At 58.8% G+C, this 23,758-nt stretch carries 18 protein-coding genes; 11 read left to right on the forward strand and 7 right to left on the reverse strand.

The window, feature by feature from the left end:
• Positions 1 to 41 precede the first annotated feature (41 nt).
• Genes CVE41_RS04450 through CVE41_RS04460 form a run of 3 tightly spaced genes read right to left on the reverse strand, consistent with a single transcriptional unit; the run spans position 42 to position 2,752 of the window.
• Complete coding sequence (locus CVE41_RS04450; RefSeq protein ID WP_100259565.1) at positions 42 to 986, reverse strand: homocysteine S-methyltransferase family protein; 945 nt, start codon at positions 984 to 986, stop codon at positions 42 to 44.
• A 2-nt stretch (positions 987 to 988) separates the two neighbouring features.
• Positions 989 to 2,005, reverse strand: a complete 1,017-nt coding sequence (locus CVE41_RS04455; RefSeq protein ID WP_100259566.1) for an alpha/beta hydrolase fold domain-containing protein — start codon at positions 2,003 to 2,005, stop codon at positions 989 to 991.
• A 27-nt stretch (positions 2,006 to 2,032) separates the two neighbouring features.
• Positions 2,033 to 2,752 carry a sterol desaturase family protein gene (locus tag CVE41_RS04460; RefSeq protein ID WP_100259567.1) on the reverse strand — a complete coding sequence of 240 codons (720 nt, stop codon included), beginning with the start codon at positions 2,750 to 2,752 and terminating at the stop codon, positions 2,033 to 2,035.
• Between the two features lie 539 nt (positions 2,753 to 3,291).
• Between CVE41_RS04460 and CVE41_RS04465 the strand changes: the two genes are divergently transcribed.
• The 9 genes from CVE41_RS04465 (at position 3,292) to CVE41_RS04505 (ending at position 15,551) form a co-directional block, all read left to right on the forward strand.
• The gene (locus CVE41_RS04465; protein WP_100259568.1) at positions 3,292 to 5,229 is read left to right on the forward strand and encodes a winged helix-turn-helix domain-containing protein; all 1,938 of its coding nucleotides are present in this window, start codon (positions 3,292 to 3,294) and stop codon (positions 5,227 to 5,229) included.
• 520 nt (positions 5,230 to 5,749) lie between these two features.
• The gene (locus CVE41_RS04475) at positions 5,750 to 7,735 is read left to right on the forward strand and encodes an ATP-binding protein (RefSeq protein WP_232725792.1); all 1,986 of its coding nucleotides are present in this window, start codon (positions 5,750 to 5,752) and stop codon (positions 7,733 to 7,735) included.
• A complete protein-coding gene (locus tag CVE41_RS04480) occupies positions 7,732 to 8,433 on the forward strand; it encodes a response regulator (protein ID WP_100259571.1) in 702 nt (233 codons plus the stop codon). The genes CVE41_RS04475 and CVE41_RS04480 overlap by 4 nt, the downstream gene beginning before the upstream one ends.
• Positions 8,434 to 8,574: 141 nt before the next feature.
• Positions 8,575 to 8,985, forward strand: coding sequence for a hypothetical protein (locus CVE41_RS04485; RefSeq protein WP_100259572.1), 411 nt, complete (start codon positions 8,575 to 8,577; stop codon positions 8,983 to 8,985).
• A 355-nt stretch (positions 8,986 to 9,340) separates the two neighbouring features.
• Positions 9,341 to 11,521 (forward strand): YadA-like family protein, encoded by a 2,181-nt coding sequence (locus CVE41_RS04490; protein WP_157799395.1) that lies wholly within the window; start codon positions 9,341 to 9,343, stop codon positions 11,519 to 11,521.
• Positions 11,522 to 11,740: 219 nt separating this feature from the next.
• The gene (locus CVE41_RS04495; RefSeq protein WP_100259574.1) at positions 11,741 to 12,856 is read left to right on the forward strand and encodes a YadA-like family protein; all 1,116 of its coding nucleotides are present in this window, start codon (positions 11,741 to 11,743) and stop codon (positions 12,854 to 12,856) included.
• 609 nt (positions 12,857 to 13,465) lie between these two features.
• The gene (locus CVE41_RS04500; RefSeq protein ID WP_198507715.1) at positions 13,466 to 13,726 is read left to right on the forward strand and encodes a hypothetical protein; all 261 of its coding nucleotides are present in this window, start codon (positions 13,466 to 13,468) and stop codon (positions 13,724 to 13,726) included.
• Between the two features lie 3 nt (positions 13,727 to 13,729).
• On the forward strand, positions 13,730 to 13,900 hold the full coding sequence (locus tag CVE41_RS14570) for a hypothetical protein (protein ID WP_157799396.1): 171 nt from the start codon (positions 13,730 to 13,732) through the stop codon (positions 13,898 to 13,900).
• A gap of 586 nt (positions 13,901 to 14,486) precedes the next feature.
• The gene (locus CVE41_RS04505) at positions 14,487 to 15,551 is read left to right on the forward strand and encodes a tetratricopeptide repeat protein (protein ID WP_100259576.1); all 1,065 of its coding nucleotides are present in this window, start codon (positions 14,487 to 14,489) and stop codon (positions 15,549 to 15,551) included.
• 435 nt (positions 15,552 to 15,986) lie between these two features.
• Here CVE41_RS04505 and CVE41_RS04510 read toward each other — a convergent pair whose 3' ends face one another.
• The 4 genes from CVE41_RS04510 to CVE41_RS04520 all read right to left on the reverse strand — a co-directional run bounded on the left by CVE41_RS04510 (position 15,987) and on the right by CVE41_RS04520 (position 21,586).
• The gene (locus tag CVE41_RS04510; protein ID WP_198507716.1) at positions 15,987 to 18,938 is read right to left on the reverse strand and encodes a CHAT domain-containing tetratricopeptide repeat protein; all 2,952 of its coding nucleotides are present in this window, start codon (positions 18,936 to 18,938) and stop codon (positions 15,987 to 15,989) included.
• Positions 18,910 to 19,389, reverse strand: coding sequence for a hypothetical protein (locus CVE41_RS14715; RefSeq protein ID WP_198507717.1), 480 nt, complete (start codon positions 19,387 to 19,389; stop codon positions 18,910 to 18,912). The genes CVE41_RS04510 and CVE41_RS14715 overlap by 29 nt, the downstream gene beginning before the upstream one ends.
• A gap of 164 nt (positions 19,390 to 19,553) precedes the next feature.
• The gene (locus tag CVE41_RS04515) at positions 19,554 to 20,651 is read right to left on the reverse strand and encodes a sensor histidine kinase (RefSeq protein WP_232725793.1); all 1,098 of its coding nucleotides are present in this window, start codon (positions 20,649 to 20,651) and stop codon (positions 19,554 to 19,556) included.
• A 251-nt stretch (positions 20,652 to 20,902) separates the two neighbouring features.
• Entirely contained in the window at positions 20,903 to 21,586 is a 684-nt protein-coding gene (locus tag CVE41_RS04520) for a response regulator transcription factor (protein WP_100259579.1), read from the reverse strand.
• A 415-nt stretch (positions 21,587 to 22,001) separates the two neighbouring features.
• On the opposite strand from CVE41_RS04520, the gene CVE41_RS04525 reads away from it, so the two are divergent.
• On the forward strand, positions 22,002 to 22,667 hold the full coding sequence (locus tag CVE41_RS04525) for a tetratricopeptide repeat protein (protein ID WP_157799397.1): 666 nt from the start codon (positions 22,002 to 22,004) through the stop codon (positions 22,665 to 22,667).
• Between the two features lie 13 nt (positions 22,668 to 22,680).
• Entirely contained in the window at positions 22,681 to 23,757 is a 1,077-nt protein-coding gene (locus CVE41_RS04530; protein ID WP_157799398.1) for a tetratricopeptide repeat protein, read from the forward strand.
• Position 23,758 lies beyond the last annotated feature (1 nt).

Here is a 23,758-nt window from a genome sequence, read left to right on the forward strand (position 1 = left end):
GCCGGGCAGATAAGGTTCTGGCGCGCGAATGACTGGCGGTGCTAGTCGACCGCCCCGGTCATCCTTTGCGCAATAGATGTTACATGGCGAAGGTCTGATCCGCAGCAGCCGCCAAAGACATTTAGCCACGGCATCCGTTCGCGCAGCTGTGCATACTGCTCTGCAAGCTCCGCAGGATCGCCATCGTCAAGTGTTTCACACTCGTCGAGTTCGGCGTGGCTGCAGCGTGACGCATTGGCCCGTATCCCGCGTATGCGCTTGCGCCAATCGCCTGCTTGCAAAACGTGGGCAAAATGATCGGGGTGCGCGCAATTGACCATGAAGTAGGCAGAGCGGTTTCCTGTCTCGCCGTCGACATGCGCGATGGCATCGCGCAAAGTCTCGCCGGTTGGCAGCCGTCCATCGGTTTCCACCGTAAACGAGATAACGCAAGGCAGCCCTTGGCTCAGTGCGGCGCTAACTAGGCCAATCGCTTCACTTGACTGCGTAAATGTAAGGCCTGTGACCATGTCTATTTCGGTCCGGGAAAGCCAACCCAGCTGTTCTGAATAATAGTCCTCCGCTGCGTTTGCGCCAATACGCTTTTCCGGGGCGTAGGCATCGCCGCGCGGCCCGATGGGCGCGTTGAGCACGATCGGATGCGGACTGTCCGCCAGTTCGCGCAGCTCTGCGATGAGCGCCACCGCCGACCGGTTCGCATCATGGAGGAAAGAGATGGTTTCCTCGAGATCCGCAGCCCAGTGACGATGCGCTTTCCAGGTAACGGTATCGAGTATCAGGCCCGTTCCACCCTGTTTTGCGAGATTGATGAACCCGCTGAAATAGTCCTTGAGCGCTTGCCGCCCGACGGGATCGGCCATAAGGGTGTGCGCCGCAAATTCGCGTATGGCGATCCCACGGTTGAAGATGATGTCAGTCTCAATGCCCGCATCAGTAAGAAACAGGTCGCCAGAAAGCTGGGGTAGTTGATTACGATACTTCGGCATAATCAGTCTTCCTTCGCTGAAATGTGCCGAATGAAGCGAGCACTGTCGGCGATCATCGCCTCGAATTCGGGTTCGACGGAAAAGGCGTGCCACATGCCTTCGTTTACGATCAATTCGGCAGGGACGCCGGCGCGCCACATGGCACGGTGCAGCCGCACTGTGTCGCCCAGCATCACGTCTCGTGTTCCTGAGATGAGAAGAACTGGCACATCGACGCCCTCCCAATCACCGTAGACCGGCGAAACGAGCGGATCTTGCGGGTCTGCCCCTGCCGCATAAGAATTTGCCAGCGGCTTGAGAGTGGGACGACTGCCGCCCAATAAGGGATCATAGCAATCAAGCGTCGCGAGCGTATCGCTATTCATCGAAACGTCGGACCACGGCGAGTTGAGGACAGCTGCTTCCGGCATCGGGAGGCCGAGCTGTTTCACCTTCAGAAGAAACGCTGCGCCTAGCCCACCACCCGCAGAGAGGCCGTAGACCACGATAGGCCTCCCGGGCATCTTGCGCTTGATTACCGCATAGGCAGCTACAGCATCTTCCAAGGCTGCGGGATAGGGATGTTGCGGTGTAAGTCGATAGTCAACGCTGACGCTATCCAGTTGCTGGAGCTCTGCAAAGGATACCGCTGTATAGAGAGCGGCGTCGCCATCGTTGAGCGCGAAACCGCCGTCGTGAAGATTGAAGATTAGCGGTCCGTCGGAGGATGGAACTTTGTCGGAGGGGCTCACCCACGCGATGTTCACACCGCCAAGGTTTGTCCGCTCAATCGATACGGTACGACGTTCTTCGGCTTCCACGACGAAACGTTCGCCGTGGTCACGCATGATAGCCTGAAGCTGGATCCAATCCTCGACCGTTTCAGGCGAGGATGTGATGAAGCGGCGATCCGCTTCCGAAGATAGGTAGGCCTGCGCAGCCGTGCTTAGGGACTGGGGGAGTGGAACGGCCGCGCAGGCCCCGCTGCTGGCCGCTTGGGTCGCGTTGGCAAGCAGCGTTATCGATAGGAGAATAGACATGGGAGTTCTCCGATTTTCGGTGTGGTATCAAGCAATCTTGCGGAAAGTCAGGAGCTTGGAGGTTTCCTCGGAAGAGCCTTCGTAAAAGCCGGCCTCGCCATTCCAGACGGGTGGATTACGAAAGGTGCCGAAGATCATATCGAACAGCGGGATATCGCCATAATTGAAGCCATGAACTCCGCGCTCATGATGGACCGAATGGCTTTCCGGACGAGTAACCAAGTAGCCGAGCCAATGCGGGGTCTTCAGGTTCGAGTGCTGGAACATTGAGCAGAAAGTCGCCAGGACAGCGACAATGAATGCGGCCTCGCCAGTGAGGCCTACGCCAAGAACGAGCACAAGACTGCCAAGGAACGCCCAGCCGAGCATATCAAGTGGGTGGAAGTAAAACGCACCCCAGATGTCCACCCGTTCAGCGCTGTGATGCATCTGGTGGAACAGCCTCCACAGCGTATCCGAACGGTGCATCGTGCGATGCCACCAGTAGACACCGAATTGCAGGACGAGGAAACCGATCGCCACCTGCGCCCCGAAGTGGAGCGTGGATGCGTCGACAAGTTGATGAGCGCCCAGTGCCTCGTCCCACATCAGCGGGGCGAAAGTGGCGATAGCGAAATAGAGCACCGCGAACGCAGCACCCTTGATCCGCCAGCGCTTTACTGTGGGAAAGGTACGCCCCTTCGATGCCCGCTCGAGAACAGCGAAGGCGGCAAAAAGGCCGAGCGAAATAAAGTGAAACTCGTTCATGGCAGAATCCTTCGTCGATACGATCTAGCCGTGGGTCCGGGGTGCGGGGCGAGGTGGCTTGGGTAGACAGGGAAAGGTCTCGCTCATCTGCCCTTGCGGAAAGCGGCAGGGTTTCTCGTCATCCGGAAAAGCAAGCCAAGCAGCTTCCGCGACTGACGGCGCCGCGTGATCTGCCTCTGCAGGTGGAACCCTAGTTACTATCAGAAGCGAGATGGTGGTCAGGGCCGATGCCAGCAGCGCAATGCTGCGACCGGCCAGAGATTGAATGGTCATTTGCGGATTCCTAAAGCGATTTGATGTCGCCCTTCTGTCCGGATTCGTCCGACCATGCTTGAGATCGGACTGAAAAGATTATGATCCGCAACTGGTCGTCACAGATTCGAATTGAATTACAAAAGTTTTTTAATTACCGAATGTTAGGAGCGCCCGTCCCTCACGAGAAGGGGGCCGCAAATTATGAAAAAGTTATGAATTGGCGTCGCGTTGCTAGTCGATAGCGTCTCGACAAGCGCTTTTCCGGATCTATCCTGCATACCGTCATGAGACTGGAGGATTCCTTACGATCTGAAGCAGATACGCGCTTTCTTGTAGCGGATCAGCTGGTGCTGGACCGTGCCGATAGGCGCGCCTGGATGGTCTCGGTCAAGCTTGATCTTGGATCAAAAGCTCTGTCTCTTCTGGAAGAGCTCATGCAGCACCCACAGATGCTGGTGGCTAAAGATCGCTTGTTTGCTGTTGGCTGGCCCGACCAAGCGGTTTCAGATGCGGTTTTGACGACGGCTATTAGAGAACTCCGTCGCGCGCTCGGCGACCCCGCGCGCTCGCCGGAATGGATAGAAACGCATCACGGCAAGGGCTATCGCTTTCTCAAGCCTGTTGACGCGCGAGCGGTACATCCCGGAAGAGGGCATGAGCAGAAGCATGATCAGGCGGAAAACACTTCTGGTCGCAACAAAGCCATAGCGCGGCCCTGGATTGCCATCGCCGCATCGTTAGCGGCCTTGCTGGCTGTCCTCTGGTACGCTCATCAGCAACCTGATATCATTGAGCAAGAACAGCCTTCCACCCTCGATAATGTGCGCGGTGTTGCGGTGTTGCCGTTTTCAGTCAAGGGAGCAGAAGACTGGATCGGAAGCGCAATGTCCAGCAGGCTGACTTCCGTACTCGGCAATGCTCCAGGTCTTTTTGTAGCCGATAAGAAGCTCGTCGCTGCGATGGCTGAAAGCGAAGAGCCTTGGAAGGTGGCCCGCGCTGATCGGATCGGCGTCATGGTTGTCGGTGTGGTCCGCGTCGGAGGCGACCGGATTGATGTGGATGTAGCGATCAAAGACCCTGAAGGTCGAGAACTCTGGACTCGGCGCATAAGTGCCGACCAAGACCAGATCATCAATTTGACTGAGCGTGTCGCCAGCGAAACTGCACGTGCCTTGAAAATCGCCGCCGATCCTCGACAAACAGCTGAGATGGCTCGGGTGGGCACCAAATCCATTCCAGCTTTCGAACATTATTCTCGCGCAGTGCAAACTCTGGATTCGCTCGAAGCGTTCAAGAAGCCCGATCTCGTCGACGACGCCCTCGACCATTTGCGCCGTGCCATCGCAATCGATCCGACTTTTGCAAAGGCTGCCGCAAGCCTTTCTTGGTTCGAGTTCCCAGGCCCATACCAAGGCGATGCCGCATCGGCAGAAGGTAAGGCGTTAGCTCTGGCAGAAATAGCTGCTTCCAATGCAGTTGATGATATCGATCGCGAATTGAATGAAGCTAGCCTTGCTATGCGTCAGCTTCGCTTTGTCGAGGCCAGAGAAAAGCTGCAGCGCCTTTACAAAAAAACGCGCAATACTTCGGCCGAAACGAACCATTCCATCCTGCTACAACTATCCTATATCGCAGCCGCGACGAGAGATCGCGTGTTGGCGGAGAATGCGTGGCGAGAACTCACCGACTACAATCTTGCACGCGGCAGAATACAATTTTCTAGTCCATCGCTCATTTCCCACTCGAAGCCTCTTCTCCTGCGGTATGTCGACAATCTGATGCGACAGGAGGAAACGGCGATAGGCATTTACAACATCCACACTGCTCTTCTTCTTGCTGAAGAATATGGAGAGGCTCGAAGCGTAATGGAGGCTGGCGCCAAGGTGGTAACGCCATCCATCAAAATTCTCATGCAAATTGGTCAAACCTGTGCGGAAGGTAACGCAAAGGATGCACGCGAGCTTGCCACGCGAGCATTGGGGCCGAACCCGCAGCCGACCTTATTAAACTGGAGGATTGCGCAGATAGCTGGACTTTCGCTTCGCCTGGACAGGCTGCGACCGCAAGGGCTTGATGACGCCTCTCAACGGGCTTTATTGGGAATGGTCGGTGAGCCAGGATTCGATCCTGCTCCGTACCCCCTGGTCATTGAAGCGCTCGAAAATGCCGGTGTTGAACCGACACCGGTGGCGCGGACTTCCTATTCGTGCCCGCTGACTTAAAGCCTACCACAATGACCATTTTTTGCCCAATTTGAAAATCGTCGGCGATGCTCAGACGTGAGCCCTCAAAGAACACCGCTTGATGCTAAACATAGTCTCGCTACTCAGCTGACCTGCTGACCGCAAGTTCACAGGCGCGATCGTGAACCTTAGGGGTCTGCGGGTGTTCGCCATATTCGAGGTAGTGAACGAACGGCAGCTTTCGGACCGACGCTTGGATGATCCGAATGATCAGAATGGGGCCGTTAGGGGTCAGTCCGCTTTTGAGCAGAATCGCAAGAGAAATACCGGTGCCAATCCTTTTCCTGGCTTCCCGAACTTGATGATACAATCGATACAGTCGCAGAAATCATAGTGACAAATGCTGCTCGGATAAGCTGTGCTATGAATTCCCCGACGACCCTTGATAAAAAGCGTGTAGCGATGGCGAAACGACCCAGGAAAATGGTCTCTAGGCTCGAGCTCTTTAAGGCCACTCGCAAGCCGAAGCTGCTATCAAATGGTGCTGGAGACCACGACCATGGCCGATAGATCAGGTTCAGGCTTCGCAGGTGCAATGCCGCCCGCAGACCTCATCGGCGCGCTGGAGGAAGGTCTTGTCCTCGTGCGGCCAGAAGGACTTGTCGAATTCATTAGTCCGCGTGCGCACGAATTGCTTTTCGACCGGTGCAACATTGAGGTGTCGGAAGGCATGTCGCTGGACACGATGCTGCGACGCATCGTCGAGAGCGATCTCGTTGCGACTCCTAGCGGTGTCGATCGGTTTCAGTTGCTCGAAATGATCAGTGGCGCGATCGAAAAAAATTTGCGTGATACGCAGCTCCTTCGTCGCGACATGACAGCCTTGAGGGTTTCGATCCGCGAACTCGCTGATGGGCGAAAGGCGATAAGTCTGATCGAACATGTTCTTAATCTCATGAAACCAGTAGCTGCCAATCAAGAGAGTTCCGGATCGTCTGGCCAGCTGCCCGTAGTGGTCGCGAAGGAGGGGTTCGAAGTTCCTCCAGAACTGTCGGAAGCCCTAGAATTCTTGGAAGAGGGCTTTGCTCTTTACGACGAGGACTCACGGTTCATCCTGTGTAATCGAAGATTCTGCGAGTTGTTGTTCGTCGATCCGGAAGCACGGCCTTACCCCGGCGAATTGATGGACGATATCGTCCTGCGGGCAGGTCGCACCAATGCGAGCAAGGGCAAGCCCGATCACATGACGATCGAGGAATATTCCGCCGCTGCCACCGCAAGCTTCAAGAGCTTGGCCAAGAACCAGCACTACGAACTAAATGACGGCAAAATCATGGAAGTAAACGGCTACAGAACCCAGCCCGGCGGTTACCTGTTCACATTGCTCGATGTCACCGCACGAGAGGAAGCTGCGCTCGAAGCGGAGCGCCAGCGACTGATCGCCAACCAGAACGAGAAACTGTCGGCACTGGGAGAACTGCTGGCGGGAGTGGCGCACGAGCTTAACAATCCCCTCTCGATCGTCGTGGGTTTTTCGCAGATGCTCGAACAGGAACTGACCGACGAAAGGCAATTGCGACGTATCGGCAAGGTGAGAACAGCCGCCGAACGCAGCGCGCGGATCGTCAAGACTTTCCTTGCCATGGCGCGGCAGCGACCGGCACGGATCGAACGCACGGATCCAGTGGAGATCATGGAGACGGCAGCCGAAGTTGCAGCATATGGTTTCCGATCGGACGGGGGTTCGATTTCCTTGGATTACGCCGAGGATGTCGCCCGGATCATGGTCGACCGGGATCAGCTGGTTCAGGTGATTTCGAACCTGATCGTGAACGCCGAACAGGCGATGAAGGGAATGGGTGGCGCGGCCGAGATGACCCTTCAGGTGTCGGAGCGTTCGGGTTTCGTAGAGTTGAGCGTGACGGACAATGGCCCGGGGATTGATCGGGAAACGCAGAAGCGCATCTTCGAGCCCTTCTACACCACCAAGGACGTGGGCGAAGGAACCGGGTTCGGCCTGGCGTTCTGCCACCGTATCGTCTCTGCCCATAACGGTTTGCTGCAAGTCCATTCTTCCCCCGGCAACGGAAGCCGCTTCGTTGTCTCTCTCCCCGTAGCTAAGGAAGCCGGTATCGAACCCGCCGAAGAAAGCCCCGGCCCACCATCTTCTGCAATGAAGATCCTCGTCGTCGATGACGAGCGCGATGTGGCCGACCTCCTCGTTGAAATGCTTGGCGACCGTGGACATGATGCAAGAGCGGTCTATGCGCCGGTCGATGCGGTGCGTCTGGCACAGATAGAAAAGTTCGACATCGTTATTTCGGATATGAAAATGCCCGGCATGACTGGCGACCGGATGATGCATGTCATGACCGAAGCGCGGCCCGAACTGCGCGGACGCTTCGGCTTCGTCACGGGCGACAGTCTTTCGCAGCGAGTGCGGGAGTTTCTCGAAGAGGGATCGCAGCCCTTTATCGAGAAACCGATTGTCGGAGAAGATCTGGATTCCCTTCTCGAACGCCTGCGCGACAAGGTGGAAGCATGACCGGCGAACGTATCCTAGTGTGCGATGACGAGGCGGACCTTCGCGAAATGGTCGGCGAGTATCTTGCCGATCGCGGTTTCGATGCCGCCGGCTTCGAGAACGGCACGGATCTTCTCGATGCTGTCGAAATCGATCGTCCCGCCTTGTGCATCCTCGACGTCAACATGCCGGGAATGGATGGCATCAGCGTTTTGCGCGAACTTCGCGGAAAGCATGATGTGCCCGTGATCATGCTGACCGGCGCGGCCGAAACGGTGGACCGGATCATCGGCCTCGAAATGGGTGCGGATGACTACATCGCCAAGCCGGTGGATCTTCGTGAACTGGAAGCCCGTATCAAGACGGTCCTGCGCAGATCCGCTCCCAAACCGCCGCAGGAACGCGGTACCGAAGAAAGCACCTGCGTTTCTTTCGGTCCATGCATGCTCGACACCGACCAGGCGCGCCTGTTCGACCCCGAAGGCCGGGAAATCGCGATCACCGCAATGGAATACCAGCTGATGAAAGCTTTCGCCGCCAATCGTGGTCGAATCCTCAACCGCGACCAATTGCTCGAACAGGCGCATGATCGCGGATGGGACCCGTTCGACCGCTCGATCGATCTTAGAATTTCGCGCCTGCGACACAAGATCGAGAAAAATCCGAAGAAGCCCGAGATCATCAGGACCGTGCGCGGGCTGGGATATATCTTCGGCTGAACCGCAGGAAGGCTCGGTCGAGAGCATTGCCTCGCTGCGCGACTGATACAATTAACAAGCTGGCGCACACGAAGCAGACAAGCGCGTCTGACAGATCTTCTGACATCGGCGATGCTGCCGAATTTGATCAGGAGATGTTCGATGACTTATCTTAAAATCACCCTTGCCCTTGCTGCCGGCGCGCTGACCGCGTCTTCGGCTTCGGCGCAACGGACCGAGGCGCTAGACGCTCGAGCCGATGCAATCGTGCAAACCGACATGGGCGGCACCCCACGTGCATCGGTCGACCCTCGACTGCCTTCTTTCAATCGCGAAAAGGGTACGACGCAACATACTGCGGACGACATCCAGATGCCCGGCTCCAGTCAGGGGTCCGTCGATCCCCGCCTGCCAGCGTTCAATCGCGAAAAGGGAACGACGCAGCACACCGCGGATGATGTGCAGTCGCCCGCCAGCACACAGGCCGGTGTCAATCCGCGCCTGCCTGCTTTCAAACGAGAAAAAGGCACCACCCAGCATACCGCTGACGACGTGCAGGCACCTCGCCGCTGATTGCAACGATCCCGCGCATATCGGGATCCAGCTTGTTTGTAAGACGACAAACGGCCCCGCAACCCAGAGCTGCGGGGCCGTATCTTTTTGATCTTTCAATCATACCCCCGCCCAAGCCCCAACAGCAGAAGCACGGGCCCTGTACCTTCAACCTGTCGCAAAAAACGGTGCGGACAGACCCGATCATCGAGGGTCGCGGCGATTTTTGCGGCTGACAAGATCGATACAAATCACCGCACGGGCGGTACAAACGAGACCGTGATGTGAGCTGCCGCACATCGGTGCGATACGTGAAGACTTCATTCCTCCCGCGTCAGCTGGCCATTCCGGTCGGCGCAAAAATGGAGTGAAGATCATGAAAACCGAAACAATGAAGCAGCTGGCCGTCGCAACCACGACCGGCCTTTTTTTGACCACCGCCATCGTCACCTGCCTGGTGGCGCAGCCCGCCTATGCCAATGAGCCATGCAAGAGCGGGCCTGATGCCAACACGCTCGAATGCGGTGACGGCGCGCAAACTAATGGTCCATCCGCAACAGCGGTGGGAGACAACAGCCAAGCTGAATTCGGAGGCGCGACGGCAATCGGCGCAGATGCCTTCGCACTCGGTGGCGGCACCACGGCGGTGGGGTTCTCAGCTTCGGTAAACGGGACGAGTTCCACGGCTGTTGGTTACAATAGCCAGATTGCCGCAGATTTCGCCGCTGCCTTCGGAGCCGGTTCGAAAGTTGCCGGGACTTATGGGTCGGCATTTGGTTTCGAGGCCAGCGCGGAGGGAGAAAAATCGTCGGCTTTCGGCCATCGCGCCACTGCTTTCGGCGTTTCGAGTATAGCGCTCGGCGACGAGGCCATGGCGATGGCGCAGAACGGGATCGCTATCGGCACCAATTCGGAATCGATCAGCCCGGGCGCAATCTCTCTGGGCGCCGAATCCCGGGCCGAAGGGAACGGTTCACTTGCGATCGGCACAGGTGCGAACACCGGTAGCGACCTGGCTACCGCGATCGGGAGCTATGCGAGTGCCACGGGCTTTATCAGCCTTGCTGCGGGCGTTAATTCTCAGTCGCTCGGCGTTTCTTCGATTGCCTTGGGCTATGAAGCGCAAGCTTACTCGGACGACAGCGTTGCGATCGGCGCAAATTCTTACGCCGATGGTACAGGTGCGGCATCCTTCGGGACCTTTGCAGGGACCATCGGGGCAGACGCGACAGCGATCGGAACCTCCAGTTCCGCGATTGGCAACCGCGCCAACGCCTTTGGCAGTTTGTCCAACGCCAATGGCGAGGAGGCGACGGCCGTGGGCGGGAATGCCCAGGCATCCGGCGACTACTCGATCGCAGCAGGCGCCGCCTCGCAGGCCGCAGAGGGCGGCACCGCGCTCGGCTACGAAGCGAACGCCGCGGGCTACGGATCGACTGCGCTCGGCGCCTCGAGCATGGCTACAGGCGACTTGGCCATGGCCGTTGGGGCCGTAGCCAAGGCCAACGGCACTGGTGCCCTCGCCCATGGCAGCTGGTCGGAAGCTAAAGGCGAATATACGACCGCATCTGGCTTTTACGCTGTCGCTGAAGGCGACAGAAGCTCCGCCTTTGGCGTGGCCGCCCAGGCCACCGAGGCAGACGCATTGGCGATTGGTGTCGAAGCAGAGGCGACTGCCGTCTATGCCATCGCAGTCGGCAACTTGTCCGTGGCCAGCGAAGCCCGTTCTATGGCGCTGGGTTACGCGGCCCAAGCGACTGCCAACAACGCCGTGGCAATCGGCATGAATTCGGTAGCCGACCAGGCCGATACCGTTTCGTTCGGCGCGGCCGGTAACGAACGGCGGCTCACCAATCTGGCCGACGGCATCGCCGACAGCGATGGGGCGACCGTGGGCCAGCTGAATGCGCTCGGTGCCTCGCTCCAGGGCAAGATCGACGCCAATGGCGCGCATATCCTGCAAAACGCGCAGGATATCGCCGACAATGTCGCGGCGATTGCCCAGAACGGCAGCGATATCGAGACCAATGCGGCGGCCATCGCCGACAATGCAGTCGCGATTGCTGGCAACAGCGCGAACATCGCCACGAATGCCAACAATATCGCCGCCAACAGCGTGCTCATCGCCGACAACACCAGCGCGATAAGCCAGAACGTGATGGACATTGCGGCCAACACGGCATTGATCGCCACCAATACCGGTGCGATCGCGGCGAACAGTGCGGCGATCGGCCAGCTGGGCATCGACATGGGCATGCTCGACAACCGCGTAACTTCGCTGGAAGGCCAGGTGGCCGGTTTCTTCGACCTTGCCACCACGATGGACAAGGACGCGCAGCAGGGCATCGCCGCGGTGGCCGCAATGGCGCATCCGCACTTCCCGAGCGAGGCCGGCAAGACCAGCTACGCCTCCAACATCGCCACTTATCGCGGCGAAGTAGGCTTCTCGATGGGACTGATGCACCGGCTAGAAGGCGACATCGCCGTCACTGCCGGTGCTACCTACGCAGGCGGCAAGAGCCTGACGTTCAAGGCAGGGATCGCCGGGGAGTTCTAAGAACTTCACTCCGTCCTCCCTGGCTGGGCCGCATCCTTTCGCAAGATCGGGTGCGGCCCTTTTTTGCGTCCCCGGATACAAACCGGACACAGTTTACGCAGCCGTATACATTCGCGTTATAATTGAGACCCTTATCCGGCCGCGCGCACAATCTCGCGATACATTTCAGGGGCATTCCTTCTTCGTCGGCAACAACGCCGCAATTGACGGAGAAGTACAATGAAACAGCTTACCACGATTACCTCGCTCACGGCGGTCTCTACGGCCATCGTCCTCGCCCTTTCGGCAAGCCCCGCCGCTGCGCAGCAGTGCACAAACGGTGCAGGTGCCAATTCCACGCAGTGCGGTACCGGTGCCGAAGCCAGCTCGGATAACACCACGGCCGTGGGCGCCAACGCGACCGCAGGCCTGTCCGGTTCGACCGCGGTCGGTGCCGAGGCCAGCGCGACTATCGACAGCACGGCGGTTGGCGACAATGCCTCTGCCGGCACCTTCAGCGTTGCCGTTGGCAGCGATGCCGAAGCAGCGGACGGCAGCGTCGCTCTGGGTAACGGCGCTTCGGCCCTGCAGGAAAACAGCGTTGCGCTGGGCTCCGGTTCGGTCACGGTCGACCCGAACACCGTTTCGGTCGGCAGCAACGACATCCAGCGCCGTATCACCAATGTCGACGACGGTATCTTTTCGAACGATGCCGTGAATGTCGGCCAGCTGGAGGTCGTACAGGACCAGGTGACTGCCCAGAACGGCCAGATCTCTGCGCTCGGAAGCCAGATTTCGACTGTATACGACCAGGTCGGCGTGAACACGATTGCGATTGGCAACCTCCAAACGGTCAGCGGCCTGCAGGATGCGGCCATCCAGGAAAACGCCGAAGGGGTCACCAAGTTGTTCGCAGCGGTCGACAACCACTCGTACCTGATTGCCGACAACAGCGATGCGATTGCGCAGAACGTGCTCGATATCGCGGCCAACACGGCTTCGATCGACACGAACAGCGCCGCCATCGCGGCAAACAGCGCGATGCTCGACGATCATGACCAGCGCCTGATGGCTCTGGAAGAGCTGACCTTCGACCTCGGCAACACGCTGGCTCGTTTCGACAACGAAATCGATGGTTCGACGGCAGTGGCGATCGCCATGTCGGGTAATGCATTCCTGCCTAACCAGAAGGTCAACGTGACCAGCAACATGGGCTTTTACAACGGTGCCCTTGCCGGTTCGCTGCAGGTCGGCATTCTCGTAAGCGAAAAGGTCGCAGTAAACGCCGGTATCGCAACCGGCTTCAACAAGGGCGGCAATACCGGCGGCCGGGTCGGCGTCAGCTTCGGCTGGTAAACCAAGACCGATCTAAAGAGCGCTTCGAGGCGTCCCTTACCCCTCTCTCCCTCCTCAAGCGTTCGCCCTGGCCCCGGAAGCTCCCGCTTCCGGGGTTTTTTCCAAGTCGTGGAAACAAAACCGGAAATTTGTCAGATAGAAAAGTTACCATTTTGCCGATCAGCTCACATGCTTGTGAGACATGCGGCTGCGATTGTCCTTCTCATCAGAAGAGATAAAGGCAATCGGCGATGTTCCGAGAATATGAGCTTACAGCGCGGACCCAAGGCAGACACGACACAAATGATCTCGTCGAAGAAGCGGAGGACGTGGCGGCCAAGATTCCGATCGTCGGTGAAGGTACGAACGGTGCTTCATGGCCCCCCTACGCGAGCCCGTATGGTCCTCCGCCGAAAAAGCCTTGGTGGGTACCTTAGCTAACCTGTCCAATGGAGCGCATCGAATGATGCTGACAATCATCATAGGTAGGACGACAGCAACTTACCTGACCAGCGTCAGTGCTTCGCCATGGCTGAGATGGGCAACGCCCATTTCGCCAGCCATGGCTATGCCCCGATCGGGCTCGACCATTTTGCAAAGCCCGGAGGCGATCCGCTCGCGCGGGCAGCATTGGAGGGCAAGCTGCGTCGCAATTTCCAAGGCTTTACCGACGATCCAAGCGATATTCTGATCGGCCTCGGCGCATCGGCCATCAGCAGTTTCCCGCACCTGCTTGCGCAGAACGAAAAGAACAGCGGCCGCTACCGGATGATCGCCTCGCAGGATCAGCTCGTAGCCAATCGCGGCATGAGGCGGACCGCCGACGACCGCTATCGAGCGGCGGTTATTGAGCAGTTACTGTGCCAAGGCAGCGCGCAACTGGGCGCCTGACTGATGCGGGAAGCGAGCGAGCCACTGCGGCCGTTCCTCGAACATGGACTCGCCTCCATCGAGAAACAATGGCTCGATATTCTACCAGAAGCATCGCCCTACGCGCAGACCATCGCGGCGATCTTCGACCGCTATCGTCAGCCGAAAGGCCGAGTATTGAGCTCGGCGGTTTAGCTATTCATTCTGAATAACCGAACGGCCGCATTCGGTAGTAGAAGGAAATCAAACATCGCAGATTGCCGACCATGCTAACGTCGGCTTTCGGCCAATCGCAACGATGGAGGGGATGGCCGATATGAGGGTGCGAAGCTGCCATAGTAATAGAGTGCGAGGAGCCTTGCGGGAAGCTGCTTCTAAGATCGAGGGCCCCCTCCACACCTATGAAGAGGCTGCGAGCACGCCCTAGCCCTCAATGCTGCGCTGCGCCCTGCTTCCTATATGCTTCCAGTTGCACACGACAAAAACCCCGCTGGAAGCAGCGGGGTGAATTTCTCTTTAGTTATCAAGAGGACGGTGGTTGCGAGGGCTCGATTTGACCTTTGCAGAACTCGATTTCGCCTTACGAACCACGCGGTCGCACGGCGGTAAACTTGTTGGTGTGGAGAAACATTCCGAGAATGGCCGCATAGGGGCCGACAGCGGACTGTCTGGTCTAAGGCGAAGAAGTGCTAGAAGCGGTCCCTTGTCAGACCATACCTCTACGTCGCTGCGGAATTGGATGTATTAGGGATTTGTAGGAGAATGGTTCTACAAACTGCCTATGCTACCTTCCAACCAAATTAGCCTAGCCACGAAATATCTCGTCGATGACTTGCCTGGCGCGCGGCAGATCGGGACTCGCCTGTATGGCATTCTCGTAAAAATAGACTCGGGTGAACCCGTTAGCGAGATGGCGCGAGCTTTCCTTCTGGCCAATAATCTCCATTGCCTCCACGCGCTGGTTGAGGGCAGCACCGATTTCGACACCTTTGCACTCAAAGCTGGCGACGAGCGCGCGCATCGCATGGATACTGCTAAGATTGCTGCCAGCGAGGCAGCAAACAAGGAAGCGAGGTTGAAAGCTGAACGTGCGGCCGCCAGCGCCGAGATTTTCAGTGACCCACACTACCAGCGTAGGCAGGAGAGCAAGCAGCTGAAGCGAAGGTTCGATTTAGGGTATATCGAACGGGAGCACTATCCGCGCGCTATGCGGCTTCTTCAGTCCTTGGCAAAGGGAAAGAGGCTTCGACCAGAGGACGTTGTGTGGCTTCAAGCGGCAGGTGACGAATGTTGGACCGCCGCGGTTGCAGCCGCTTGGCACCTTGTTGAAGCTGAGGTTCTGACCGCCGCTTGGCGCGCATCTAACGATCCGTGGGACGCAATCAACGCCAGCAGCCACTGGCGTAAGGGGGGGCATCCAGAGCTGGCATTGTCCCTGACCGAGGACGCGCTGGCCGCGAACCCAACATCATCACCGAAGATACGATCGGCACTGGCAACAACTCGTGGCGCCGCCTTGCGAGCCGTTGGTCGTTGTATCGAAGCCAAAGCGTTGGGCGAGGAGGCACACGCGCTGGTCCCAAATGATTACCGCCCCTGTACATTGCTAGGCGCCGTTCTCATTGAACTGGGTGAACTCAATGCCGGGCACGAGTGGTTCGTGAAGGCTGAACAACGAGGGGCTGCTAAAGCGGCAGTCGACCAAGATATTAGGACACTGCTTGCCTGCGCATCCTATACGGATAGAGAGCGCATCCGGGCATTTCTCCTTAATCAGGACCCCTTGCGATTTGCTTGGCTGCGAAGCAAACGAGTTCTCACGAACAAGTCTGCTCAGCTGCGCTAGCTGAAATGCTTCCAATTCCGGAGCGACCGCGGCCGCCCGTGCGGGGCTCCAGTGCTCGAGAGACACAATGAGTGGCAAACATGGGGCCGATAGCGGTCAGTCCGGTAATGATCGCGTTGGCGCGGAAAGCTGCCTGTCAGCTGAAGACCCCATTGCAGATACTGGTATCTGTTCCTGACGGGTCATTTCGCTTACTGCGGTTGCAAATGCCATGACTTCGATTTGCGGCTGAAGTGCCGACGACGTGATCAATCAGTTGATTTCCCTGCAGAGAGGGCGCCGCTCTGCTTGCTATGGCTTCCTACGCGCTGAGCCTGAAGGCGATTATGCCACCGGACGACCTGATCATGCCGTCGCCGACCCGTGTAATCACAGTAATGCCCTATACCTCAACCATCTTGCTGACGCGGCAAGCCGCGGCCAAGATACGCGCGATCATCGTTCAATCAAAACGAAGGGTGCCCAAGCGAAAGGGCTTGCCGCTCCTTCGATATTACTTTCCGTGCGCAGCTGCCGGATCGCGTGATGCAAGGCATCGGCCTTCGTCATACCTCCCAGGTAATTGAGAACCGTTCGAGAGCTCACGAAAGCGGCGATATCATCACGCACCTTCCAATGCGTAACCAGGAGATCGTCGGCACCAGCTTGCCAGAAAGCCTGCGCGAGCCCTGAAAAAGCGGGGAGCCCCCCTCCCATTCCGGCCGCGCTATCGCATGAAGACAAGATGACCCAGTCCGCCGAGATGTCGAGCCGGGCGATCTCGCTGGCGGTCAGGACACCGTCGTCCGACGCTTCTGCGCCAGTTGAAATGATCAGCGCCGGTTCCGCTATGCCTTCGATCTCGCCCGCAACCAGACCATGCGTTGCCAGTACGAGGATGTCTGCGCGGCTGGTTTCCTCCCGCCGCATCGCCGCTTCGTTCGCTTCGACTCCGATAAACAGCCGCTTGCTCTTCCAAGGCACGGATGTCGCAATCGCACGAACTTCTTCGGCCGTGCCTGGCAGGGGCGGAAGAGTGGAAACCGCCGACCCGTCGACCGACGTTCGTGTGAAGAAATCCGAGATCTGCAGGGGAGCGGAACCAGCCTGTTCCGTCGTCGCAGTTGTAAAGTTGGCGATCTGCGGGGCAGCCAAGGCTACAAGGTTCAGCGCATCACTCGTTACCCTGTCGGGGGACTTGCCCTCTCTTGGTGCAAGTGCCGAAATATAGCTCAAGACGAAGCGGTCCGTCAGCCAAGCGGCATCATCGTCATCTTCACCCCACCCCTTCACCAAGGAGAATGGTAATGACCCCAGCGGCCCGCTGGCATGAATATACAGCTTCTTCGTATCGGCCAGTCGGTCTCGCACCGCTTGCGGGAAAAAGGCATGCCCGAGCGCATGGGAAGCGCCCTCATCGAAGGCTCCTACCCTGACACTAGTACCCAATGCATTGGCAAGATCGACCAGTTGCTTTCGACTTGTCGTCAATTGCACAGCATGTGCACTTTCCGGTGTCACAACGAGCGCGTAAGAGCCGTAGTACACTGGCGCGACCGCCAACACGGCCTCGCCTTCTTTCAACGAGGCCCGAAGCGCAGAAATCGATGGGGTAGTCTGCAGGCCCGAACCAACCCATGCGGGAAAGCGCCCCTGAAGAGCTCTTTCAGCGGCTTCATACTCGTTGCTCGCCTCATCCAACTCCACCTGCAAATCTGCTGCATTGCCGCCTCTGGCCAGCGCCATCAGCATTGCCCGATCGGCCTTCTCCAATCGGTCGGCCATTTGCCGCCTGTAGCTTAGCATCGTAGCCAGTTCGGGGTGGTCGGCACGCAACTGTTCCGTGCCGCGGCTGGCCGCACGTGCGATGTCCGAGCCACTTACGAGCGACATTGCCGCAAGCATGAGAGAAGGATCCTCGTGCCTGGCAGCCGTTTCCAGCACCAGATCAATTGCAGCGAGATGGCGCACTTCGAGACCTGCCGCCTGGTCGGCCGCGGCGGAACGGCGGATGGCGCCGAGCACCATGTACGCCGCCTCGGACAGCATCCTATCGTCGCGCAGTGGCATGGCCGAGACCCGTAGCAACCTTGAAAAGGCTATCTCGAAAGCATCGGTTGTATCGCTTTCAAGCACACGCTGCTCGTAGGCGACGGCATAATCGAGGGCCTTGTCTGGTCGATGGGCAAGTCGGAGCGAGCGCACCAGGTCTGGCACTATTCGCGACAAAGCCTCGACATCCTTGGTGTCCTCACCAAGCCGCGAGTAGGCATCCTCTAGCAGGCGCCGCGCTTCGGCAGGTTCGCCGAGCGCGAGGGATGCCTGCCCATTATAGGCAAGAGCCAAGACAGGAAAGGCGCTGCTCGGTCCCTGGTAGCGGGACATTATTTCCTCTGCCTCGGAAAATAGCGGTCGCACCTCTCCAAATTGGCGACGCTGCAACAGGATAGTGGCAAGATTGTGAATGCCATATCCGAAGATGAGCGTGTCGGCTCCCTCGTATCGACGCTTGAGTTCCAGCGCATTGGACAGGAACTCTGTAGCCTCAATCGGCCTGCCTGAATTTGCGAGCACGATTCCCAGCATTTCGAAGGCCCGTGCGTAGCTGGGATGTGACGGGTCGACATGAGCGCTGGCCCTTTCGACAGCCGCGCGAGCGATCGCTTCTGCCTCCTGCATCTGGCCAGCCCGGCGCAGGATTTGGGCGTAATTGTAATACGCTGCCACCGTGTCGGGATGGTTCGGGCCGAGGCTAGCTTCCCGCGTGTCGAGGCTGGCTCTCTGGTAATCGAGTGCGTCCTGTGTACGGCCCAACCGAAGGGTGATTTGCGAAAGGGAATGTTCGAGATTGGACTTTGCCAGAACAGCGCCTGCCTTGTGCTGGTCGGCAACGGCCTTCGTGAAGTCCCTGTATGTCGCTTCGACCATCGAAAAAGCGCGCTCGGGCTCGCCCTTCTGGGTCCAGAGCACCCCCAGTAGCGCAGCGGTGTCGGCCATCGCTATCGGATAGTCCGCCATGTAGGGCCGGCTTTCGGCTATGCCCTCTTCCGCCAGTGCTATGGCCGCATCTATGTCGCCGTTCGCATAGAGAAGCGAGGCTATCTTGAGCTTGGCTATATGAGCGAGGGGATGAACCGAACCGTCCTGCAGGAATGTCTTGGATGCCACCTCCTGAAGCGCTCTCCATCCGGCGATAATCCGGCCCCTGCCCGAAGCGTCCTGTGCTTCGTTTTCCTGAAGATCGTTGGCACGCGCCTCCAAGGCCCGAAGATGGGCAAATTGCGGAAGCTCGGTCGAGTAGGGCGATGTCTGCTCACTGGCATTGGCGGCGTATACCACGGATGTAGCCGACAGAAGCGCGGCGGCAAGTAAGTGACCGCTAGTCGAAAACGAGGTGATAGCGCGCATCCTCCTGTCCGGCATTGTACAATTCGATGCGGAAACGTTGAGTATAGGTGGGAACGAAGCGACACTCGCGCGCGTGAGCGGGTGATTTCTCGCAGACCATCTTCCCGTCATCTCTGACAACGCGAAGGCGCAATGCATCTTTCGGAGTTGTCCCGGCAGCGATGCTCACGGCCTTGCCGCCAAGCAGGACCTGTTCAGTGTTGATCCTCGCGCCGGCTGCCAAGTTGCCGCTCAGATACGCGGGGCCAAGCACCCTGCCGCGCATTGCAGACGGGGCGGCGGCAATGCTGTTGCGCCACGCGTTCAGCGCAGCCTCGCCATCCGCATCCGATGGAGTTGCGCCCGCCAGGTCGATAGACTGCAAGTGATTGGCCAGCGCTTTCGCATCATCGCTCTCGAACGCGACATCTGCCAGGGCCAGGTCATTTGCGAGCCGTTCGACAGGGGACATCGCTCCCCTCGCCGTAGCGCCTTGTATAGCCGGCCTCGCCAGAGAGTGTTCCGCCCCCCCTTGCGAGGTGCAGCCGGTCAGCAAAACAGGGGCAAGCAGCGCAAGGCTTGCCAAAGCAAGGACGCGCGTCGGGCATAGAACAAGGCGGCGGTGAACCATGGCTCTTACACGCACTCGCTACCCTCACCTGGCGTCAATACGAACCTTGCACCGCCTTCATCGTCGCAGATGCCGAGAAACAAGCCGTGGCGTTGCGCGATCGCTCTTGCAAGGGCGAGTCCCATGCCGCTTCCCTGCGTGCCAGAGGCGGCGGTTGTGCCCCTATAGAAACGTTCGAAGACTTTCTCGCGCTCTGCGGCAGGAATGCCCGGGCCCTGATCGACAACGCTGAGGCGTGGGCCAGGCTGGAGGGAGACGGTGATGTCGCCCCCTGACCGATTGTACTTGAACGCGTTGTCGAGCAGGTTCGTGACGATCCGCCGCAACTGCGCTTCATCCCCCAACACGATTACGTCCTCCGCGATTTCCCACTTCAGGTGATAGCCTGCATCTTCCGCACTATCCTGATATAGTTCGCAAATCTGCCTCACTGTAGAGCTAAAGTCGACCGGGTTCATACCCTTCCAATCTCCCCGGTCGGCTTTGCTGGCGGCGATATCGAGCAGCGCCTCCAGCGTACCGACGAGACGCTTTATATCGGCTCGGGCTTCCAGCAGCTCGGCGGTGGTCGACTGATCGGGCTGCCTGGCGATCGCCTTCATTATGCGGGTGTCGAGATGCATCAGCGGCGTGCGGATTTCGTGCGCTATCTGCTCGGACATATCGCGATAGGCCTGCGTCAATTGCCGAGCCCGCTTGACTGCCTGGGACGCCTGGCTCGCGATCTGGTCGATCTCGTCGGGGTTTCTCGGGGCCGCCATGCGATCCAGTGCAGGTTCGTCGTGCCTGCGAAAGGCGTCGCTGACACGCCGAACCCGGTCGCGAACTCTCGCACTGGCGATTTGCGCGAACAAGGCCGTGCAGCCAACGAACACAGCGCCACCAAGCAGAAAAACCAGGCTAACCCGAGCGAGGAGGAAAGAGCGTTCGGGCTGCTCGTGCGCGACGAGAAGCTGCAAGTCTTCCGATATCAGCGTCCCCCGTGCATACGCGTCGCTACGGTTGCCGATCGCGATGTCCCCGCTTTCCGATATCGCCGGGTCAAGGTCGGGCCATTCGGTAAGATTTCCGGCAATGCGTTTGCCAGATCGGTTTGCCAGCAAGTAATGCGCGCGTACTCCATCTGTCGGATTGAGCGCCAGCCTGTCGTTGATACGTTTCTCCAGTTCGACCTGACCTCCGCTGGAATAGATATCGACCAGGCCAGTCAGATCGACATCAACACTTTCGCGTGTCGAGGCCGCGAAGGTTTCGTGGATTGTCTGGTCCGTGGTCCACCACAGACCGGCAAGCAGAATTGCGGACAGAACTGCCGAAAGCAGGACGATGCGGGTAAAAATGGAGCGGGAGAAGATTATGATGCGCGTCCCTGCAACAGGCGATACCCGGTACCCCAGACTGTCTCCAGCGCCGGGCTGTCGAAGCCATCTTCGAGCTTACGTCGCAATCGCCCGATATTGACGTCGACCACATTGGTCTGCGGATCGAATGACATGTTCCACACATCGCGCAGCAGCATCTCGCGGGTGACGACTTCGCCCGCATTTTCCATGAAGTACCGAAACAGCTCGAATTCGCGAGGGCTAAGACCGATGTGCTGGTTGTCGCGAAATGCCGTGCGGGCTTTTACATGACACTCGAATGCACCGAAGAGGATGACCGCGCTGTGTTCGCGTCCTGAAGCACGCCTGTTCAGGGCCCGAACGCGCGCGATCAGTTCGATAGGTTCGAAAGGCTTGGCGAGATAGTCGTCTGCGCCCGCTTCGAGACCCTCTGCGCGGTCGCTCGTCCGGCCAAGCGCGCTCAACATCAAGATTGGCGTACTCACCCCGATGCCGCGCAGGCGTTGTATCAGTTCGAGTCCATCGGAATCGCCGAGCATCCTGTCGAGGATGATGACATCGAAGAATTCCAGCCCGGCACGTCTCAACCCGTCAGCGCCGTTGCTTTCCACAGCAAGGGTGTCCCCCTGCTCGCGGACGATATCGCTCATCTCGGCGGCAGCGCGCGCATCGTCTTCGATATAGAGTAATTTCATCTACACCACCCCGCCAGCTTCGCCTCTATCCAGAATCCCGTTGCCCTCATTCTTCGGTCTGCATCACTCCGGGCGCAACCGGAAAAATCGGACCTCTCCCAGGTTAGGAGAGGTCCATAGGTGTGCGGGCAAGCCCGCCGGGTCGCAGATGAATACCTAGCAGGTTTGCGCATCCAATCCCGTGACAAGTCCTGTTAAAGGGGCCCGGTGACACTCCGGGACTGGGGCGAGCGCGCACGTCTAACAGCCATTGTCATCTTTCTATCAGCAAACGTGCATTACGCATTTGCTTCCTCCGGCGTAGCCAAGGGACTTCATTCGAGGCGGGGGTCGCATGCGTTCTCATTTTTTCCGGACCGGAATTCTGTCTGGCGCCGCATTCGCCATGTCGGGCCTTATGGTTTCGGGACCGGTCATGGGACAGACAATCAAAAGGTCTACCCCCGAACAGCAATGCGAGTTTCTTTACGCCGAGGTCATGCTGAGCCGGATCGGGGGTCCAGGCAGCCGTGTCGTTAGCGAGGAGGAATCCCGCTGGGCTGATGAACAGCATGCAAGGACAGAGCGCGGCGAACCCTGTGAATTTCCGGCCGACGAAAAACGTATCCGCGATCAGCATGAGGATGCCGACCGGCTGTCCAAATTCGGCGATGCTGCAGGCGCGCGCGCAATTCTGCAGACCCTGTGCTTCGAAGATGCCGACGATGTCGCCTGCCAGAACTATGGCGTCATGGCGATGACCGGCGAAGGCGGCAGGGTCGACATGGTGAAAGGTCGCGAGGCCTTCCTGATCGCCTGTGGGAAAGACCTGCTGAAAGCGTGCCAGAATTATGCCGACGCCCTGCTCAACGGCGAAGGCGGTCCAGTCGATGATCCCGGCGCCCTGGGGATCTACGTGGAGCTTTGCCAAAAGCGATACGGGGGCCGCAACTGTTTCAGGGCCGCCAGGATGATCGAGGACGGCCGCGGGGTTACCCGGCCAGACAGGGCGAAAGCGTACGAAGGATACATGGCCGCATGCCGGCAACTTTTCACCGAGGGCTGCCTCAGGGCGACCGACATGAAGAAAGAGGGCATCTGACATGGTCCTTCGGATGAAATTCGCCCTCACGTGCCTCGTCACAACAGCCGGTCTTGTCGCGACGCCCGCCATCGCTGAAGCGTCTTACGACGACAAAGTGATGGAAATCCATCGAGGCGGTCTTGATTACGATGCCGCAGGCGAGCGCCTGGCGGCTCTCTCCATGTTCGGTCAGGCCTGTGATCTGGGATTGCCGGCGGCCTGCACGATGGCGGGGCAAATCGAGCATGAAACGGCCAGCAACGAGAAGGATCACATCCGGGCCGCGCGGATGTTTGCCAGGGCGTGCCGGGCGGGCGACGATCTGGCTTGCGAGCGGACGGGCATGGCGCTCGGGCCCCTGTCCCGCGCGAATTCCACTGAACCCGATGGGGTCATGACCTTCGCCTTGCTGGCGATGGGCGAAGAGTGCCGTCATCCCGGAGGAGAACAGGCCTGCGTCGATGCTGCCCAGTTGCTTGGGGCGGAAGAAGAGCCGGGGATCGATCTTGTCGCCGTCAAGGCTTACGGCTTACGTGCCTGCGAGAAGGAAGTATCCACGCACTGCAGTGGCGCAGCCATGCTTCCTGCGGGCACGCGATCCAGCGATGAGGCCTTTCAGCGCGACGACCTCCTGTGTGCGACCGGCTGGGCTGGTGGGTGTGACGCCCTGCTCGAACCCCTGATGGACGAAACAGCCGGAGTGGATGCAAAGCGCCAACTGGATGCATTGTCGGCCGCGTGCGACGAAGGTGTCGGGATAGCCTGCGCGAACCTTGGCCTCTACTATTCCCAGGTGCCGGATAGCGCCCGAGATCCTGGCGCAGCCTATCGCTCTATGCGCTACGGCTGCGATGCATTCGTCGCCAAGGCCTGCTTCGCATTCGGTGTCATGCACAAGAAAGGCATCGGTGGGCGCATCGATGAAAAGCGCGCGGTTTCGCTCGTCGCCCATGCCTGCGAACTGGGGGCGCCCAAGGCCTGTGCAACGCTCGCACGTATCGCGGGCGAAAGCGAAACGGGAACAGCTGCGGGCATCGCTGCGGCAGAGGCTCTTCGCAGGGCATGCAGGCTTGGCGATACCTCGTCATGCACCGCAAGGAACCGCTGAT

Source organism: Qipengyuania seohaensis (assembly GCF_002795865.1).
GTDB lineage: Bacteria > Pseudomonadota > Alphaproteobacteria > Sphingomonadales > Sphingomonadaceae > Qipengyuania > Qipengyuania seohaensis.